Annotated in this window: 13 protein-coding genes; 4 read left to right on the top strand and 9 right to left on the bottom strand. The window is 63.6% G+C overall.

From position 1 onward, the window contains the following. Positions 1-25: 25 nt before the first annotated feature. The 9 genes from AC1DE1_RS15630 to cmk form a co-directional block, all read right to left on the bottom strand. Complete coding sequence (locus AC1DE1_RS15630; RefSeq protein ID WP_477175926.1) at positions 26-6,052, bottom strand: alpha-2-macroglobulin family protein; 6,027 nt, start codon at positions 6,050-6,052, stop codon at positions 26-28. 325 nt (positions 6,053-6,377) lie between these two features. Continuing rightward, on the bottom strand, positions 6,378-7,250 hold the full coding sequence (gene galU / locus AC1DE1_RS15625; RefSeq protein WP_441604149.1) for a UTP--glucose-1-phosphate uridylyltransferase GalU: 873 nt from the start codon (positions 7,248-7,250) through the stop codon (positions 6,378-6,380). After that, entirely contained in the window at positions 7,251-9,146 is a 1,896-nt protein-coding gene (locus AC1DE1_RS15620) for a polysaccharide biosynthesis protein (RefSeq protein ID WP_441604148.1), read from the bottom strand. It lies immediately after the preceding gene. Beyond that, positions 9,133-10,164 (bottom strand): MraY family glycosyltransferase, encoded by a 1,032-nt coding sequence (locus AC1DE1_RS15615; protein ID WP_477175927.1) that lies wholly within the window; start codon positions 10,162-10,164, stop codon positions 9,133-9,135. The genes AC1DE1_RS15620 and AC1DE1_RS15615 overlap by 14 nt, the downstream gene beginning before the upstream one ends. 7 nt (positions 10,165-10,171) lie before the next feature. Then, positions 10,172-11,347 (bottom strand): lipopolysaccharide assembly protein LapB, encoded by a 1,176-nt coding sequence (gene lapB / locus AC1DE1_RS15610; RefSeq protein WP_121880817.1) that lies wholly within the window; start codon positions 11,345-11,347, stop codon positions 10,172-10,174. Further along, positions 11,344-11,610 carry a lipopolysaccharide assembly protein LapA domain-containing protein gene (locus AC1DE1_RS15605; RefSeq protein ID WP_441604146.1) on the bottom strand — a complete coding sequence of 89 codons (267 nt, stop codon included), beginning with the start codon at positions 11,608-11,610 and terminating at the stop codon, positions 11,344-11,346. Before AC1DE1_RS15605 ends, lapB begins: the two co-directional genes overlap by 4 nt. 172 nt (positions 11,611-11,782) lie before the next feature. After that, positions 11,783-12,070 carry an integration host factor subunit beta gene (locus AC1DE1_RS15600; RefSeq protein WP_046973381.1) on the bottom strand — a complete coding sequence of 96 codons (288 nt, stop codon included), beginning with the start codon at positions 12,068-12,070 and terminating at the stop codon, positions 11,783-11,785. A gap of 73 nt (positions 12,071-12,143) precedes the next feature. Then, positions 12,144-13,817 (bottom strand): 30S ribosomal protein S1, encoded by a 1,674-nt coding sequence (rpsA, locus tag AC1DE1_RS15595; protein WP_204636274.1) that lies wholly within the window; start codon positions 13,815-13,817, stop codon positions 12,144-12,146. A 167-nt stretch (positions 13,818-13,984) separates the two neighbouring features. Beyond that, entirely contained in the window at positions 13,985-14,665 is a 681-nt protein-coding gene (gene cmk / locus AC1DE1_RS15590; RefSeq protein ID WP_441604145.1) for a (d)CMP kinase, read from the bottom strand. Between the two features lie 115 nt (positions 14,666-14,780). Here cmk and AC1DE1_RS15585 point away from each other — a divergent pair, with 115 nt between their 5' ends. From AC1DE1_RS15585 to ykgO, 4 genes are all read left to right on the top strand, one after another. Beyond that, a complete protein-coding gene (locus AC1DE1_RS15585) occupies positions 14,781-15,038 on the top strand; it encodes an acyl-CoA-binding protein (RefSeq protein WP_046973383.1) in 258 nt (85 codons plus the stop codon). A gap of 177 nt (positions 15,039-15,215) precedes the next feature. Further along, a complete protein-coding gene (locus AC1DE1_RS15580) occupies positions 15,216-17,234 on the top strand; it encodes an FAD-dependent oxidoreductase (RefSeq protein WP_477175928.1) in 2,019 nt (672 codons plus the stop codon). Between the two features lie 353 nt (positions 17,235-17,587). Next, positions 17,588-18,484 carry a LysR substrate-binding domain-containing protein gene (locus tag AC1DE1_RS15575; protein ID WP_477175929.1) on the top strand — a complete coding sequence of 299 codons (897 nt, stop codon included), beginning with the start codon at positions 17,588-17,590 and terminating at the stop codon, positions 18,482-18,484. Positions 18,485-18,609: 125 nt separating this feature from the next. After that, complete coding sequence (ykgO, locus tag AC1DE1_RS15570) at positions 18,610-18,735, top strand: type B 50S ribosomal protein L36 (protein ID WP_010342887.1); 126 nt, start codon at positions 18,610-18,612, stop codon at positions 18,733-18,735. Positions 18,736-18,873 lie beyond the last annotated feature (138 nt).

Genomic DNA, 18,873 nt, shown 5'->3' with positions numbered 1-18,873 from the left:
CGCTGGCATGGGCGCTCCGCTTTCCTCAAGGCTGACGGACAACCTCCAGGGTGACGCCGCCAGCCGTGCGCGCCTGCACGCGACGGTCGTACAGCGCCTCGCCATAAGCCGGCGGCACGATGAACTTGCCGGCATTGGTGGCCTTGATGCGGTAGACGAACTCGCCCACCTCCGGCGTGGCCGTGCCGTAGAGCACCACTCGATCCTCGCGCACGTCGGCGTACTGCAGCGCCCAGCTGGTGTTGCCTACGCCGATCGGCGAACGCCAGGCGCTGGCCTTGACCTCGCTATCGCCACCGGCGTCGTTTTGCTCGCTGCCGTCCTGCTGCTGATCCGTCACCGCCGGCGGCGGCTGGATCACCGGCTCGAAACCGCCGGGCAGCAAGTCGACGATGGCCACGTTGTCGATGCCACGATCGTCGGTGGCGCGGATTTTCACGTGCACATCGATCTCCTGACCGATGGTGACCTTGTCGATCGCCTTGCCGTTGACGGCGGTGTAATCGCGGGTGATTTCCAGCCCGTCCTTGATCGCCTTGGACGGCTGATCGCGATCGAAGCCGCCCTGGCTCACCACACGCCACGCCGGCAGCGTGCTGTCGTTGGTGAAGCGCAGGCGCTTGGCGTCCGCATCCCAACTGCCCGCTTGCAGCAGATTGCCCTGCAGCGCGGCGATGGCCTTGACCGCGCCGTCGGCGTGCACCTGATCGATGCGCAGTTTGTCCAGCTGCGTGGTGTTCTGCGAGGCGTAGCTATCGAGCGCCAGCAGCACCATCGACGAGGACAGCGTGTTGTTCCAGCCGCGTTCCAGCGGCTCGGTGATGTTCTCCATCACACGGGGCGACAGTGCCCGGGTGCGCTCGGGGAAGTGTTTGCTGAGCAGGTACAAGGTGCTCGCGTCGCGGATCAACGAGTCGTAGTAATAGCCGTAGCGATAGTCCTTGTCGGCCGCACTGCGCTCGAGCAGTTTCTGCGGGCCGGCGATCAGCTGCGCAGCCTGCTTGTCCTGCTTGAGCAACTGGTAGGAGGACGCCAGCCAGGCAGCGGCGAGATCGCTTTTCCATTGATCCGGATACGCATCCTGCAGACGCTTCTGCACGGCAGCCAGGTCGTTGGTGGTGACGTTGCCCTGGCGGGTCAGCAAGTACACGGCATACGCGCGCTGGCGCAGCAGATCCAGCCCATCGAGCGTGTCGTCGCTGGCCAGCTGATGCAAGTACTTGTTGCCGGCATCGAACATGTCGCGGGGAATCTCCACCCCACGATCGCGTGCTTCCAGCATGAAGTGCATGGCATAGGTCGACACGAACGGATTGGAGTCCGGCGTCGCCGACCACAGGCCGAAGCCGCCCTGCCCGTTCTGGCGCGAGTGCAGCACGTCCAGGAACTGGGTCAAGGCTTCCTCGTTGCTGAGCTTCTTGCCGCTCATCGCCGGCTGCAAGGCATCCGCAAACACCTTCACCTGCGGCCACTTCGACAGCACCAGCCTGGGCATGGCGGAACTGACGATCTGCTCGCTGCAGTAGTGCTGGAAATTGACCAGATACGTGGTCAGGCCGCTGGACAACACCACCGGGATATTGGAAATGGCCGCATCACGCGACGCATATTCGGTGAACAGGCGGCGTAGATCCGGCTGATCCTGCTTGGTACCCGCATCCACGCGGCCCACATCCACCTGGGTGCGATAAGCCGACGCCGGGCGCACGGAAACGTCTACGCTCTGGTGGGCCGACTTGTCGCCATAGCCCGCGGTGAAACTCAGGTTGCCGGAGCCGAGCTTGTCGGTCGCCTTGACGCGGAACGTGACCACGCCCTCGCGCATCTCGCCCAGATTCAAGCTCTGGTTCGGCGCGCCGACCACCTGCAGCTGCGGCCCTGTCTTCAAGGTCACCGCCACGGGCACTTGCTTGCCGCCAAGTCCGGTGAGGTTATTGGCAACACCCACGCTGACTTCGACTTCGTCACCCGGCGCCAGCGTCGTGGGCACATTGGGCGAGAGCACGAAGTCGCCGCGTACCGTGGTGCCTCCCTCGTAGGTGCCGATGCGATCGGACGACACCGCCACCGCCATCACGCGCAGCTTGCCGTTGAAGTAGTCGGGCACCTGATAGGTCAGATCCTTCTCGCCATTCACCTCGACGATGCCGGACCAATACGCCACCGGCTTGTCGCGCTTGCGCTTGAACGGATTGAGCTGGCGACCGATCGCGCCGTCGGCGTCGCCGCCGGGTGCGGCCATCGCCATCAGCTTCTCGAAGTCGGGCAGGATCAGGTCGAGGATCTGCGAGGTACCCACTTCGAGCATGCGCTTGCGGAAGAAGAACTTCAGTGGATCGCCCAGCTTGTAGCGCGCCACCTGCAGAATGCCCTCGTCCACCGCGAACACCACGGCGCGGGTCGGCTGCGGGGCGCTCAGCTTGAACGTAACGGTCTCGCCCGGCTTCACCAGCGCCGGCGCATCCACCTTGATGGCATTGCGACGCGCGTCCAGGTTGACCGAGAACGGCACCACGCCATAGCTGAGCGGACTCATGAAGATCTCATCCGACGAGGGATCGCGGATGTACTGCACGTTGATGTAACCGTTGCCTTCGAAGTCCGCCGGCACCGTAATGTGCTGCACAGAGCTGCTGGTATCGGCGTGGAACCATGCGTGCGCATAGACCTTGTCGCGCTCGATGGTGATCAGGCCACTCCCCGCATAGGGCGCTCGTATGGCGATATCCATCGATTCGCCGGGCGCGTAATCCTGCTTGCTCAGATTGAGCTGCAGCTCCGCGTTGCGATCCAGCGAACGCGACACGTTGGCCGCACCCGCCACGGAGTACTCGACGCGATTGACTTCCACGCCATCGCTGCTGCGCACGATCACCAGCGCGTAGTTGCCCGGCTTGTCGGTCGGCAGCGCGTAATCCATGCCATTGGCCGGAATCGACAGCGGCTGCTCGTTGAGCGGTACTTCCTTGAGCTTGGACTGGTATTTGAAGACGCCCGAGTCCTGCTTGGTCAGCACCGAAATATAGCGACGTTCGATCAGGCGCGCCTTGAGCTCTTTGAGCGCCATCGACTTGGCCGTGTGGTCGATCGCCACCAGATGCACGCTGCGCGACGCATCGCGGTTGATGTAATCGAGGTTGTCGACGGATTTGTAACCCACTACCCAGTCGTTGCTCGACACCAGCGTCTGCGCTGCCGCGGCCACGCTGCGACCGCCCTCGGGCTCGTACGCCTTGACAAGGAAGTACAGCTGATACGTGGCGTCGGCGTATTTCTTCAGGTCCAGATCGAACTCGGCATGGCCCTTGTCGTCGGTCTTGCCGTCCTGCAGCTTGTCCTCGTAGCCCTCTTTGGCGCGGCGCACATCGTAGAAGTGATAGTCGGGCCAGCTGCGGAACGCGGGCCATGCCGGACGCAGCGTCACCGACGCTTCCACGCGACGGTTCGCTGCCGGCGTGCCGAACAGGTTCATCACATCGACCACGCCCTTGATCTGGTCCGGCTTGACCCAGCCCTCGGTCACTTGCCCGGCGAGCTTGGCTTCGACCTTCATGCGATCGGGCAGGAATTCCTTCACCTGCACGGTGGTGCTGCCGATCTGCGCAGCCGCCTTGCCGTCCTTGACGATGTAGAGGTTCACCGTCCAGGTGCCGGTCGGCGCGGTTTCGGCGGGCGCGTAGTCGAGTTCGCCAAAACCGGTGGCGTCCATCGACATTGGCAACTGCTTCACCGTCATGCCGCGCGGATCGACGATCTCCGCCTGCAGCGGCACGCCCGCCACGCTGCGCGTCCAGCTGGCAGCGCGCACGATCAGTCCCACATGGAAGGTATCGCCCGGTCGATAGATGCCGCGATCGGAGAACAGGTAGGCCGACAGCTGGCCTTCGTTCTGCGCATTGCGCTCGCCGCCCACGTCGAAACGCGAGAAGTCGAGTTTGCGGTCATAGCTGCTGCTGCCGCCAATGGGCAGGAACGACAAGTCGTCGCCCTTTTTCACCACATACAGCGTCGGCTGCTTTTCGCGCTCCAGCCCCTTGAAGCTTGGGAAATGCACGACGCCATCCGCCGAGGTGGTATCGCTGAACAGCGTCTGCCCGTTCACCGCCAGCACGGATACCGAGGCACCGCCGACCGGCTGGCCGGAGCGGATCGATTGCACGAACACATCCTGGCTGCCATCCAGCGAACGCTTTACCAGCATGCCCAGGTCAGTGACCACGATCATGCGCGTGTCAGCCGCAGGCACGCTGCCATCGTCATCGTTCGACATCTCGCCCTGGTCAGCTTCGCCATCTCCCGATTCGTCGCCTGACGCATCGTTGGTGGGCGCTGCCTGCGGTTCGTTCTGCGCAGCCTTGCGAGCGTCTTCCTGCTTTTTTTCCGCCACGGCGTCGTAGCTGGACAGGTGCAACAGGAAGACGCCGTGCTTGCCTTCCTTCAGGTATTGGCCAAGGTCGACGCCCTCGTAATGGGCCTTGGCCGGATCGTCCTTGGGGAAGCTGCGCTTCTGTTCAAAGCGCTCGACGATATGGTCTTCGCTGAAGGCGTAGCTCAGTTCCGGATGCGCGTACGAACCCTGGTTGAGGCTCACCAGATGTTGCAGCTGATCCGGCAGCACGCGACCAATCTCCACGCGCATGCCGGGAAGATTGCGCGACACGACCGAGACACGCTTGCTGCCCGACATGGACAACAGCGAACCGTCCGCCATGAAGCGCAGCAGCTTGGGATAGTTGGGTACCGTGACGACGCTGCCATAGGGCTTGCCCAGGATGTAGCCACCAAAGGTCTTCAGCCCTTTGTCCACCCGCACATACACACGCTGCCCGGGCGACGCGTGGAACTTGAAGCTCTGCACGGCGTCGTAGTCATTCTCGGTGGGCACCATCTCAAGCTTCAGCGGCTGGCTCTGGCGCAGCTGCGCCTCGCCCACTTCCCCTTCACTCCACGGATACGGCGGCGCATCGTCATCCTGCTGCTCTGCGGCCTTGCGCGGCGGCAGCACCCACGCCTTGATCAGACCGGCCAGGTCGGTGTCGCGAACGGCGCCGCCGACATTGACCAGCAACACCTGTTCGGGTTCGTACTTTTCGTTGTCGACCAGCGTCGGCTCGATGCCATCGATGGTAAGGCTGTAAAGGCCAGGCACGCGCACCTGCGTCTTCAGCTCGGCAGCGGTGGCGTCGCCGCCACGCGCGCTGCGCACTCCCTTGGCGATGGTGTAGGCCACGGCGCTTTCGTCGCGCGGCAAGGACAGCGGCTGCGAGTGGATCCAGGCATGCAGCTTGTACTGGTCGTAGGTGACCGTGTACTTCAGCGGCGCGTCGCGGGACCCGCGCTGCATCAGGCCCACTTCGATGCGCTTCTCGAAATCGGCGGTGTCGACCGGGTAATTGAACGTCACCGGCTGGATGGTCTTCTTAGCGGTGGCGTCCTGCGGATCCTGATAGAACTCGCCCCGCTCCACCTTGGCCTCGAATGCCGGCGTGTCGAACTCGAAGTGGTCGTCAGCCATCAGCACCTGGCGGGCGAACGCCTTGGCGACATCGAAGCGCACTTCGTAGTGCTTGCCGATCGGCCAATCCTCGGCGGGTACAAAGCGCAAGGTGCGATCGTCGACCCACGTCCACTGCCCCTTTACTGCCGGTTGCATGGCAATACCGGCGGTCACCGGCTTGCCCACCTGCTCGATGGGCGCAGCTGACCCGGAGAACGTCACCATCAGCGGACTGATGACGATCGGTTGCTTCGTATAGTCCGTGATGGAAGGCGCCGATGCGCTCAGCGTGATGCGCGTTGGCTCAACCGGCTGGGGACGATTCTTGTACCACTGCCAGCCGAACCACCCCGCGGCGGTGAGTACGAGGGCCGCGAGCAGTGCGCCGGCGGCATGCACCGGGCGACGGCGAATCCAGCCGCCGGTCGCGGGCACCCAGGTGGGCGCCGACCAGCTGACCTGTCCGAACAGCGGACGCAGTATCAGGCCCAGGCCCGTCAGTAGCCCGCGCAACAGGCGCAAGGGCAACAACAGCAGAAATCGCAGCAGATCCATGATGCCTTCCCGTTCTTCATCCGATGAACACGACTGGGGACACTGTGATCGATTTGACGCGCGCAATCGATCAGAACATTCCTCGGGCAAGCCGGTCTCGGTGCAGCTCAGGTGCGCCAAAACGCCCGCCTCTTGCGAAGCGGACTCAACATCACCGGCTTACCCCACGAACAGCTTGCGCGCCAAAGATGGCAAAGCGCGGCAAGGATTCTGGCATGGTTGCGTCAGCGACGCATCGGCGCTGCCCGCCCTTTGAGACTGTTCCCGGCCCGCGTTGCGCAAGGCCAGATGAGGTACCGGCCGGGGCCGGTACCTCCGGCAAAGATCAGAGCGTGGCCATGATCTCGCGCACGACCGGCGCAAGCTTGGGATCCTGCAAGGCCATGTGCATGGTGGCGCGGACCAGGCCGGCCTTGTTGCCGCAATCGAAGCGCGTGCCTTCGAAGCGGTACGCCAGCACATCGCCCTGCTCCTTGAGCAAGGCATCGATGGCGTCGGTCAGCTGGATTTCGCCACCGGCGCCGGGCGTGGTCTGCTCGAGCAACTGGAAAATGCGACCCGGCAGCACGTAGCGGCCGACCACGGCCAGGTTCGACGGCGCGTCGGCCGGCTTGGGCTTTTCCACCATGTGGCGAATCTTGGCGCTGCGCTCGTCCACCGGCGTGGCATCGACGATGCCGTACTTGTCGGTGTCGCTGTGCGGCACTTCTTCCACGGCGATCACGCCGGCGTTGGCCGACTGGGCGAGCTCGGCCATCTGGCGCAGTGCGCCCTTGCCCTTGTTCCAGATCAGGTCGTCCGGCAGCACCACGCCAAACGGCTCATCACCCACCACCGGCTTGGCGCACAGCACCGCATGGCCCAGGCCGAGCGCTTCGGGCTGGGTCACGAAGATGGCGCGCACGTGCCTGGGCAAGGTGCCCTGCACCAGTGCGAGCAATTCGTCCTTGCCCTTTTCCTGCAGCTTCGCTTCCAGCTCGTAGGCCTTGTCGAAATAGTCCGCGATGGCGTGCTTGTAGCGGTTGGTGACGAAAATCAGCGTGTCCGCGCCAGCGTCCACCGCTTCATCGACGGCGTACTGGATCAACGGACGATCCAGCACCGGCAGCATTTCCTTGGCAACCACCTTGGTCGCGGGAAGAAAACGGGTGCCGAGACCGGCGACAGGAAACACGACCTTGCGCAACGGCTTACTCACTCACTTCTCTCCTGATTCATTACGACGCAGCGTCACCACGTTATCCATCTGCACCGAATCGCTCCAGCGGAACGACGGCAGCAGATTGGAGACGCATTGACGCAGCGTATCCTCGTCGTAAGCCACCACAGCGTCCGCTGCCTTGGCCATCTGCGTGTTGAGCAAATCCCATTTCACCGGACGGTATTGCGCAAGAAAGATCTTCACGTGCGTCGTCTCGATGTAATTCTCGAGCGGGTGGAACAGCTCCTCGAACAGCTTTTCACCGGAACGCAGACCGGTGTAGACGATGGGAATTTCCGTGCCCGGCTTGCGGCCGGCCAGGCGGATCATCTGCTCGGCCAGATCGCGGATCTTGATCGGCTCCCCCATGTCCAGCGCAAAGATCTCGCCGCCCTTGCCGATGCTGGCTGCCTGCAGGATCAGCTGGCAGGCCTCGGGGATGGTCATGAAGTAGCGGGAGATTTCCGGATGCGTGATGGTGAGCGGACCGCCGTTGCGGATCTGCTCGCGGAACAGCGGAACCACCGAACCGGCCGAATCGAGCACGTTGCCGAAACGTACGGTGATGAAGTGCGTATTGGAATGCTCGTTGAGATTCTGGCACCAGATTTCCGCCAGACGCTTGCAGGCGCCCATCACGCTGGTCGGGTTGACCGCCTTGTCGGTGGAAATCAGCACGAAGGCTTCCACCTGGTGGCGGTCCGCAAGGTCGGCCACGTTGCGCGTGGCCAGCACGTTGTTGCGGAACGCGGCGCGCAGCTGGCCCTGCAACATCGGCACATGCTTGTAGGCCGCGGCGTGGAATACGACCTGCGGCTTGTATTCGCCGAACAGCTTGCGCATCGCGGCGACATCGCCGCAATCGGCGAGGACGCCTTCAAAGATCAGTTCCGGATACTCGGCGCGCAACTCCTGCGAAATCCGGTAGAGATTGAATTCGCAGTTGTCGACCACGCACAAGGCCTGGGCTCCCAGGCGCGCGACCTGGCGGCAGAGCTCCGAACCGATCGAACCGCCGCCGCCCGTCACCAGCACGCGGCGACCGGTAAGCGTGACGCGGATGGCCGTCCAATCGAGCTCCACGGTGTCGCGGCCGAGCAGATCCTCGATGGCGACTTCCTTGATCTCGTTGAAGTGCGCGCGACCGGAAACCACGTCTTCCAGCTTGGGCACGGTGCGATATGGCAGGCCACTGAGATCGCACAGCTCCACCACCCGGCGCATTTCCTGGGTGGTGGCGCCAGGCATGGCGATGAGCAGCATCTGTGCAGCCACTTCGCGTGCCAGCTCGGGAATCTGGTCGATGCGACCGAGCACCGGGCGACCATTGATGCTGGCGCCGCGCAGGCTTTCCTTGTCGTCGACGAAACCCACCACGGTGAAACCGTTGTCGCGATGCAGATCGCGCGAGAGCGCCTCGCCGGCGCGATCGGCACCCACGATAAGCACGCGCTGGGCCGGCTTGGCCTGGAACAGGTCGACCCGGCTGTCCTTCCAGAAGCGATACGCCAGGCGCGGTGTACCAAGCAGAACCGACAGCACCACGGGGTATACCAGCAGCACCGAGCGCGGCACGTCGGCAAGGCGGTTGTAGAGGATGAGCACGGCCGCGATGGCGAGCGCGCCGATGATCGCCGCACGCAGGATGTTCCACAGGTCCGGCAGGCTGGCAAAGCGCCACACGCCCTTGTACAGGCCGGTCCAGCTCAGGACCGCGCCCTGCACCAGCAGGACCAGCGGAAACTCCAGCGCGTGGAAGCTGATCGCCGCGTTGTCGATCATGGCGTAGCGCAGGGCCTTGGCGATCCACCATGCCAGCGCAGCCATCAGCAGGTCGTGGAGGACCACGGCCGTACGCGGATGAATGACACCGACCCAATTACGTAGCGACATGTCGACCCTTGTCCAAAACACGCCGCAGACTACGGCGCTTCATGAATATCCAGACGGCGGTCGCTATCAGGTAGGTACCGATGGAGACCGGCACCGACCACGCTGGACTGGCCCATGCGAGGAGCGCCAAGGGCGCTGCCACCAACACGTTCCAGGCCAGATAGCACGCCCCCCCCGTGGCATGCGTGAAACCACTGCGTACCATCCACTGGTACAGGTGTTCACGATGTGCAGTGTACCAACGGCGGCCACTGACCATACGAGCCAACAGAGTAAGGCTAGCGTCCGCTACAAAAGATGAACTGAGGATCAAAGCAGGCCACAGTAAGTGCCAATCGACCCGCCAGAGCGTTGCGGTCAGGGCGAAAATCAGCAATCCCATGGTGCCGCTGCCCACATCTCCCATGAAAATGCGGGCCCGGGGCCGGTTGAAGACCCAAAAACCCAGGGCCGCCCCGGCCAGGCAGGCGCAGGCCGTCGCCAAGGCCAGTTGGGCGGCTGCAGAGGCCAACACGGCCAATCCCACCCCGACGAAGATCACCTGCTGGGCCAGCAGGCCGTCGATGCCGTCCATGAAGTTGTGCAGGTTGATGCTCCAGCCGCCGGCGAGAACCAGCACCGGCACCCACCACCAGGACATCCCGGTGATCGCGAGCGCCATCGCCAACAAGCCAGCCGCCAACAGCTGGATGGCAAAGCGCGGCAGGATCGGCAGCGAGCGGTGGTCGTCCCACCAACCCACCGCAGCGACCAGCAGCGTGGCCACGGCGAACGCTGCCACCACGACCGCCGGCAGCGCCTCTGGCAGCATGATGAGGCTCAGCGGCATGGTCAGCAGCACCGCCACGACGATGCCGATGCCGCCGCCGCGAGGCGTGGGGATCGTATGGGAACGACGTTGCCCGGGCATGTCCATCATGCCGCGGCGATGCGCGTAGGCGATGGCGCCGCGGACGACCACCATCGCAATCACCAACGCGGCCAGCACCATCCCTAACGCCAGCGTAGCGGGAGTCATCCGCGCCTCATTCGTTGGCCACGCCGTGGATCGGGCGGATCGTGCTCCAGTTCTTGCAGCTGGGGCACTGCCAGTGGTGCGCCTTGGCGCCGAAGCCGCAACGGCTGCAGCGGTACATCGCCTGGCCCTCGAGCAGCTTCTTGGTGAGGTCGCGCAGGATCAGGAAGTTCTCGCGCGCCTCGCCTTCCATCTTGTCCATGGTGGCGTCGATCAACGCCATCAGTCCGCGCACCGAGGGGCGCTGGCGCAACTGCGAGGTGAGGAATTCAACCGCGGTGCGTTCGCCATCGCGCTGCTGATACAGGCGCGTCAGCGCCAGCACCGGCGAGATGCCGTGATAACGCTCCAAAATGTCGCGCATGAAGTGCTCGGCATGCTCCATCTGCTGCGAGCGTGCATAGCTGTTGAGCAGCGGCGGCAGGATTTCCGGCACGAAGGCGATGTCCGCCTCGACGGCATGCTCATAGGCCTTGGCCGCTTCCGCGTGCTGACCTTCTTCGGCGTATAGACGTCCGGTCAGCATAAAGGCACGCACGCAATCGGCCTGGCAGGCAAACGCCTGGCGCAGATATTCGCGCGCTTCCTGACGGGCGCCATGCTGCCGCGACTGCTCGGCCAGCTCGCAATAGAACTGGGCGATCATGTTCGCCTCGTCTTCGCCCGTCATCGCTTCCAGGCGACGCGCATGCTCGATGGCCTTATGCCAGTCGCGCTCGTGCTGGTAGATCGCAATCAGGTGGCGCAGCGCGGACGGCGCATGCGCATCCATCGCGACCAGATCGGAGAACAGGGTTTCGGCGCGATCGAGCAGGCCGGCGCGCATATAGTCCTCGCCCAGCTCCAGCAAGGCGACGGTCTTCATGGCATCGGACAGACCCGGCCGCGAGACCAGATGCTGGTGCAGGCGGATCGCACGATCCACTTCACCACGACGGCGGAACAGATTGCCCAGGGCAAGATGGGTTTCCACCGTGTCGCGGTTGTATTCGGCCAGCTTGAGGAACACCTCGATGGCCTTGTCCTGCTCCTCGTTGAGCAGGTAGTTGAGGCCGCGGAAGTAATCGGAAGAAAGCTCGCTCACCTGCGCGCCGGAGCGCCGCACACCGGCCCGGCGGGCGGTCCACCAGCCACTGGCAAATGCTGCGGGTACGAGCAGGACGAGGACGTAGAGAAGCGCGCTCATGCACCAGCCGGAGAGGTTTTCGCCTTGCCATCCGCCGCGGCCGTCTTGCGGCGCAGGCGGCGATGGCGAGAACTGACGCCAAGCCAGGCGGTGAGTCCACCCAGCAGCCAGCCGATCACCAGTGCCAGCAACAGGGCGGCGCCTTTGGGCAGCTGCAGGCGGGCAAAGCCGAGGTCATAGGCGACCAGATCGGCATTGAGCGCGCCGACGACGATGCCGGCCGCAATGAAGAGGAGAAGAATCAGCGTAACGATCAGGCGCATATGGGGACTTTACCCGATTGCCGTGGAGCGGCACAGGCGGCTGTTCGGCCGACCTTCAGAATTGCGCCGCCGTTCGTTTTTTCCTGCTCCGTCCGCTGAAAAAAAGAAGGCAGGAACGGCTCATCGCCGTCCTGCCTTCCAAAGATCGTGGTGATTCCCGTCGAACGGGTGATCAATCCAGATTCAAGTTGACGCGCTCGCGCAATTCCTTGCCCGGCTTGAAATGCGGGACATGCTTGCCCGGCAGGGCTACGGCGTCGCCGGTCTTGGGATTGCGTCCCATACGCGGCGGGCGGTAGTGCAGCGCAAAGCTGCCGAAGCCTCGGACTTCGATGCGCTCGCCATTGGACAGGGCATGGCTCATCTGTTCGATCACGCTCTTGACCGCCAACTCCACGTCGGCGAACGCAAGGTGGGTCTGACGCCGTGCCAGCGCCTCAATCAATTCGGATTTGGTCATGGGTCCCCAATGTCCGTGACGTGTAACCGCGGGGCGACGTACCGCCGCCCCGCATTCCTGCTTTGCTTATTGCTTAGTCAGCCTTGTTGAGCTGCTCTTTGAGCAGCGCGCCAAGCTTGGTCGTGCCGCCGGAAGCGGACGAGTACTCAGCCATGGCATCGGCAACGTCTTCTTCGTCCTTGGCGCGGATCGACAGCTGCAGCTGGCGGCCCTTACGGTCCATGCCGGTGAACTTGGCTTCGACCTTGTCGCCAACCTTCAGATGCTGCGTGGCATCGTCGATGCGCTCCTTGGCGATGTCGTTGGCGCGAAGGTAACCCTCGACGCCCTCGCCCAGGTCGATCACGGCGCCCTTGGCATCCACTTCCTTGACGGTACCGTTGACGATGGTGCCGCGCGGATTGGTAGCCATGAACTGACCGAACGGATCCTGCTCCATCTGCTTGATGCCGAGGGAGATGCGCTCGCGCTCCGGATCAACGGCCAGCACCACGGCTTCGATCTCGTCGCCCTTCTTGAAGTTGCGGACGAGGTCTTCGCCAGACGCCTGCCAGGAGATGTCGGACAGGTGAACCAGGCCGTCGATGCCGCCGTCCAGACCGATGAAGATGCCGAAGTCGGTGATCGACTTGATCTGACCGGACACCTTGTCGTTCTTCTTGTGCATCGCTGCGAAGGCTTCCCACGGGTTCGAGCGGGTCTGCTTGATACCCAGCGAGATGCGGCGACGCTCTTCATCCACGTCCAGGACCATGACCTCGGTCTCGTCACCGACCTGCACGACCTTGGCCGGGTTGACGTTCTTGTTGGTCCAATCCATTTCGGAAACGTGCACGAGGCCTTCCACGCCCGGCTCGATCTCAACGAAGCAACCGTAATCGGTGACGTTGGAGACCTTGCCGAACAGGCGGCTGCCGACCGGGTAGCGGCGAGCGATGGCGACCCACGGGTCGTCGCCCAGCTGCTTCAGGCCCAGCGACACGCGGTTGCGCTCGCGGTCGTACTTCAGCACGCGGACGTCCAGCTCGTCGCCGACGTTGACGACTTCGGACGGATGACGCACGCGCTTCCACGCCATGTCGGTGATGTGCAGCAGGCCGTCGATACCGCCCAGGTCCACGAACGCGCCGTAGTCGGTGAGGTTCTTGACCGTACCCTTGACCACTGCACCCTCGGTGAGGCGCTCAAGCAGCTTCTCGCGCTCTTCGGAGAACTCGGTCTCGACGACGGCGCGGCGGCTGACCACAACGTTGTTGCGCTTGCGGTCGAGCTTGATGATCTTGAACTCGAGGTCCTTGCCTTCCAGGTAAACCGGATCGCGGACCGGACGCACGTCGACCAGCGAGCCCGGCAGGAATGCGCGGACGTCCTTGATGTCGACGGTGAAACCACCCTTGACCTTGCCGGAGATCTTGCCGGTGATGGTCTCTTCCTTGTCGAAGGCCTGCTCAAGGTCGTCCCATACCATGGAACGCTTGGCCTTCTCACGGGAGAGCTTGGTCTCGCCGAAACCGTCTTCCAGGGCGTCGAGGGCAACCTTCACCTCGTCGCCTACCTGCACTTCCAGCTCTCCGCTCTCGTCCTTGAACTGCTCGATCGGGACGATGCCTTCGCTCTTCAGGCCAGCGTTGATCACGACGACGTCGTTGCGGATTTCCACAACGATACCCGTGACGATCGCGCCCGGCTTCAGCTTGGAGATAGCCTGTTGGCTCTGTTCAAACAGTTCGGCAAAACTTTCAGTCATGTTGATTCCAGAAATGAGAAAAGGCCTTAAGTCCTATGCGCGCCGTGGAATGAATAGCGCACAGACAGTCGGCCCACCGGTTATGGGTGTCGCCGGATCGCTCCGTTGGCACCGTTGACCAAGACCCCTGCCGCGGCAGGGGCGCCAAAAGCCGCCGGCAGCCCTGGTCAGGACTGCACGACAGCCAATACTTTCGCGACGACGACGTCGATGCCCATGCCGGTGGTATCGATGAAAACCGCATCGGCGGCCGGCTTAAGCGGCGCGACGGTTCGTGACGCATCACGTTCGTCGCGCGCCTCGATCTCGCGCTGAAGAGTGCCAAGTGTAACGCTCAGCCCCTTTTCCTTCAACTGCTTATAGCGCCTTTTCGCCCGCTCGGCGGCACTGGCGGTCAGAAACACCTTGAAGGGCGCCGAGGGGAAGATCACGGTACCCATGTCGCGACCGTCGGCAACCAGGCCCGGGGCCTTGCGAAAGCCCAGCTGCATCTCTACAAGTGCTTGACGTACCGAAGGAATCGAGGCGATGGCCGAGGCCGCCCCGCCGGCCGTTTCAGTCCGCAATTCATCCGTGGCATCGTGCCCGTTGACCATGATCCGGGTATCACTGCCATCGGTCGTCGCCACAAAGCGGATCTTGGTGGTCTGGGCGCAGCGGGTCACCGCCTCGGCGTCGGACAGGTCCAGCCCCTCCATGCCCGCCGCATAGCCCACCGCGCGGTACAGGGCGCCGGAGTCCAGCAGGCGCCAGCCCAGTTTCTCAGCGACCATGCGACTGATGGTGCCCTTGCCCGACCCCGAGGGTCCGTCGATGGTAAGTACGGGGACGGACTGCGATGAAGTCATGGGGGCTCCTGACGGCGACGAAAGAAAACGCATATGCTATCGCGTTGGTCCTCGCACGGAACGCGGGATGTCCACTCGCCATCTCTTTCCGTCAGACCCTATGCAACTTCACACCATGACCGATCTGCGCCGCGAATTCGATCAGGCCGCCGAAGATATCCAGCGGCTTGGCCAGCGGCCGGACAACGACACCCTGCTCAAGCTCTATGCCTTGTACAAGCAAGGCTCCGAAGGCGATGTCCATGGCGACCCGCCGGGCTTCTTCGACTTCGTGGGTACCGCCAAATACGAGGCCTGGGCCCATCTGCGCGGCGTTTCCGAAGAGGAAGCAATGCAGCGCTACATCGAGTTTGTGCAGGAACTGCTGAGCTAAGTCCCGCCCCGCATCGGGGCCGAACCCTTGTTGTACGCCCTCCCCGTCGGCTCCCAGCGAGCAGGCGATCGCGATGTCGTGCCCCCGCCTGGGTCACGAGGACATCGCCGGCCCTTGCTTTCAAACGCCTACCACAGGCACATTCATACGATCGTTTGAACCTCGTCGACGGTCCGCATGAACTTCCCACACCTGTTCTCCCCGCTCGACCTCGGGCACACCACCCTGCCCAATCGCATCCTGATGGGCTCGATGCATACCGGGCTGGAGGACAAATCCAGCGACTACGACAAGCTCGCCGCCTACTTCGCCGAGCGTGCGCGGGGCGGCGTCGGCCTGATGGTGACGGGTGGCATTGCGCCCAGCATCCAGGGATGGCTGAAGCCGTTCGGCGGCAGGCTGAGCATGCCGTGGCATGTCGCGCGCCACCGCAAGCTGACGCGGGCGGTGCACGGCGAAGGCGGCAAGCTGTGCATGCAGATCCTGCATGCGGGGCGCTATGGCTATCACCCGCTTTCGGTCGCGCCATCAAAGATCAAATCCCCGATCACGCCGTTCACTCCGCGCGCGCTTTCCAGCCGCGGCGTTGAGCGCACTATCGGTGATTTCGTGGCTTGCGCGAAACTCGCCCAGGATGCCGGTTACGACGGCATCGAGGTGATGGGTTCGGAAGGCTATTTGATCAACCAGTTCCTGGCCTCGCATGCCAACCAGCGCGGCGATGGCTGGGGTGGCGATGCCGCCAGACGCATGCGTTTTCCCGTGGAAATCGTGCGCCGCACGCGCGAGGCAGTGGGTCGCGACTTCATCATCATCTATCGCCTGTCGATGCTGGACCTGGTGCAGAACGGCCAGGACTGGAGCGAGATCGTCACGCTCGCCAAGGCGATCGAAGCTGCCGGCGCCAGCATCATCAATACCGGTATCGGCTGGCACGAGGCGCGCGTTCCCACCATCGTCACCAGTGTCCCGCGCGCGGGCTTTGCTTGGGTCACCAGGAAGCTCAAGGGCGAAGTATCGATCCCGCTGATCACCACCAACCGCATCAACATGCCTGAAGTGGCCGAACGGGTCCTCGCCGACGGCGATGCAGACATGGTGTCGATGGCGCGCCCCTTGCTCGCCGACCCCGAGTGGGCGCTCAAGGCGAAGGCGGGACGCAGCGATCGCATCAACACTTGCATTGCCTGCAACCAGGCGTGTCTCGATCACGTGTTCAAGAACCAGCGTGCGAGTTGCCTGCTCAATCCGCGCGCCTGCCACGAAACCGAGTTGCGTATCGAGCCGACGACCGTGCGCAAGAAGATTGCCGTGATCGGCGCAGGCCCGGCCGGCCTCGCCTGCGCCAGCACGCTTGCCGAACGCGGCCACGCGGTGACCTTGATCGACCAGGCGGGCGAGATCGGCGGCCAGTTCAACTATGCGAAACGGATTCCCGGCAAAGAAGAATTCCACGAGACCCTGCGTTACTTCCGCCATCGTCTGGATGACGCTGGTGTCACGGTGAAACTTGGACAGGTCGCCGATGCATCGACGCTCGCCGCCGATGGCCACGATGAAGTGGTGGTCGCCACCGGCATCACGCCGCGTCATGTGCAGTTTCCCGGCAGCGATGACCCACGCGTGCTGAGCTACCTCGACGTGCTCGCGCGCAACAAGCCCGTGGGTCAACGTGTCGCCATCATCGGCGCCGGCGGCATTGGCTTCGACGTGGCCGAATTTCTGGTGGAACACGCGCCATCGGCCACGCTCGACGTCGCGCGCTGGACCCGCGAATGGGGCGTGGACATGCAGCTCGATAACCGCGGCGGCCTCGCCCCGGCCCATCCCGAAGCGCCGGCCCGCCAGCTATGGCTGCTGCAGCGCTCCGAAGGATGCCCCGGCGCCCGCCTCAACAAGACCACCGGCTGGGTGCATCGCGCCACGCTCAAGGCCAAGCGCGTCACCATGCTGGGCGGCGTGAGCTACGAGCGTTTCGACGACGCGGGCCTGCACATCACGGTGAATGGGCAGCCACAGGTGCTGCCGGTGGACAACGTGATCGTCTGCGCCGGGCAGGAGCCGAATCGGTCGCTGGCGGATGCCCTGATGGCCGCTGGTGTCACCACCCATGTCATCGGCGGCGCCGATGTGGCTGCCGAGCTGGATGCCAAGCGCGCCATTGACCAGGGTACGAGGTTGGCCGCCACGCTTTGACGAAGCCTCAGTCCCCTGTGGGAGCGCACCCTGTGCGCGACTGGGGCGACCTCAGTCGCGCACAGGGTGCGCTCCCACAGGGGGGCAGTTTCCCGGCCACAAACGACAACGCCCGGCCTTTCGGCCGGGCGCTGCGTCTGAAAAGAAAGCGCCCCGCTGGGCGACGCGTCGATGTGGGTCAGGGGGGAGGAAGACCAGACATCGCGGGGATAGCGTCGCAGCGGGGCGAGGGTCGCCGCCACCTGGGGGGAGGGGACGGTGGCGGGACGGAAGAAATAATATGATCGACGGGTTATAGAAACAAATATATATTTAGGCATCGACTTATACGAAAACCCTATTAAAGCCCTCCCATGTTCGACTTCAGACAGCTTCGTTACTTTGTAACGGTCGCCGAGGAGCTGAGCTTCACTCGCGCAGCCCAGCGGCTCTACATCTCCCAGCCGCCTCTTTCTCAGCAGATACAAGCGCTTGAGAACGACTTGGGAGTGCGCCTGCTGGAGCGGAACAAGCGCAACGTCGCGTTGACTGAATCCGGCAAGCTGTTCCTGGAACAGGCCAGGCAGATCCTGGCCAAGGCCGAAGAGGCCCGCGCCCAGATGGCGGACGCCGCCACCGGCTTCAGCGGCAAGCTGCGGCTGGCCTATACGGTGTCGGTGACCTTCCACCCCGCCCTGCCCCAGACGTTGCTGCGCTACCGCAGCTTTGCCCCCCAGGTACGGCTGATCCTCAGCGAGATGTACACCGAGCAGCAGTACGCCGCCCTGCTGGCTGGCGAGGTGGACGTGGGCTTCGTGCGCGACGAACCCGAGCACCCCGGCATGGCCAAGCTTCTGCGGCTGGACGTGATCGACCGCGAACCTCTGCTGCTCGCCCTGCCCGCCAATCACCCGCTGGCGGACCGCGAAAGCATCTGGCTGCGAGAAGTGGCCATGGAGGCCTTCGTGGTCCAGCCTCGCGAACTGGCCGCCACGCTGTACGACCGCTTGGCGCAGATCGCCGCCAAGGCCAACTTCCACCCGCTGATCAGCCAGCAAGCGCAGCAGATCAATGGTCTGCTGGTGCTGGTGGCCGCCGGCATGGGACTGGCCCTGGTGCCCGCCTCGATGCGCTCGGTCAGCCTGCCCGGCGTGAAATACCTGCGGCTGGAGGACCCCGATGCCTATATGCTGCTGGCCCTCGCCAGCCGGATCGACGAGCCCTCGCCGGTGGTCCGGCGCTTCCTGAGCGCCATGACCGAGGCAGATTGACCGCCGCGACCGCCGATTCGTCATGAACAGTCAATTGGCAGTCGATCCAAAGACTTGTGCGACTCCTGGAAACTGTTTACACTTGCCGTCTTGTATTTTTCTTTTAATAGTTTCAGGAGCTGGCCGTGAAGGTGCTTTCCTCTTTGAAGTCCGCCAAGGCGCGGCACCGTGACTGCAAGGTTGTGCGTCGTCGCGGCAAAGTGTTCGTGATCTGCAAGAGCAACCCGCGTTTCAAGGCTCGTCAGCGCTAATTGCTAGCTGCGATGAGTCTTAAGAAGAAGGGCCGCGAAAGCGGCCCTTTTTTGTTGCCTCGGTTTTTCAGATTTCCGAGGCTTCCCCCTGTGGGAGCGCACCCTGTGCGCGACTGGGGCTAGGCTCAGTCGCGCACA

Source organism: Dyella sp. 05T440 (assembly GCF_056395965.1).
The sequence above is the reverse complement of the archived record's forward strand: the minus strand, read 5'-3'. Positions and strand labels throughout refer to the sequence as shown.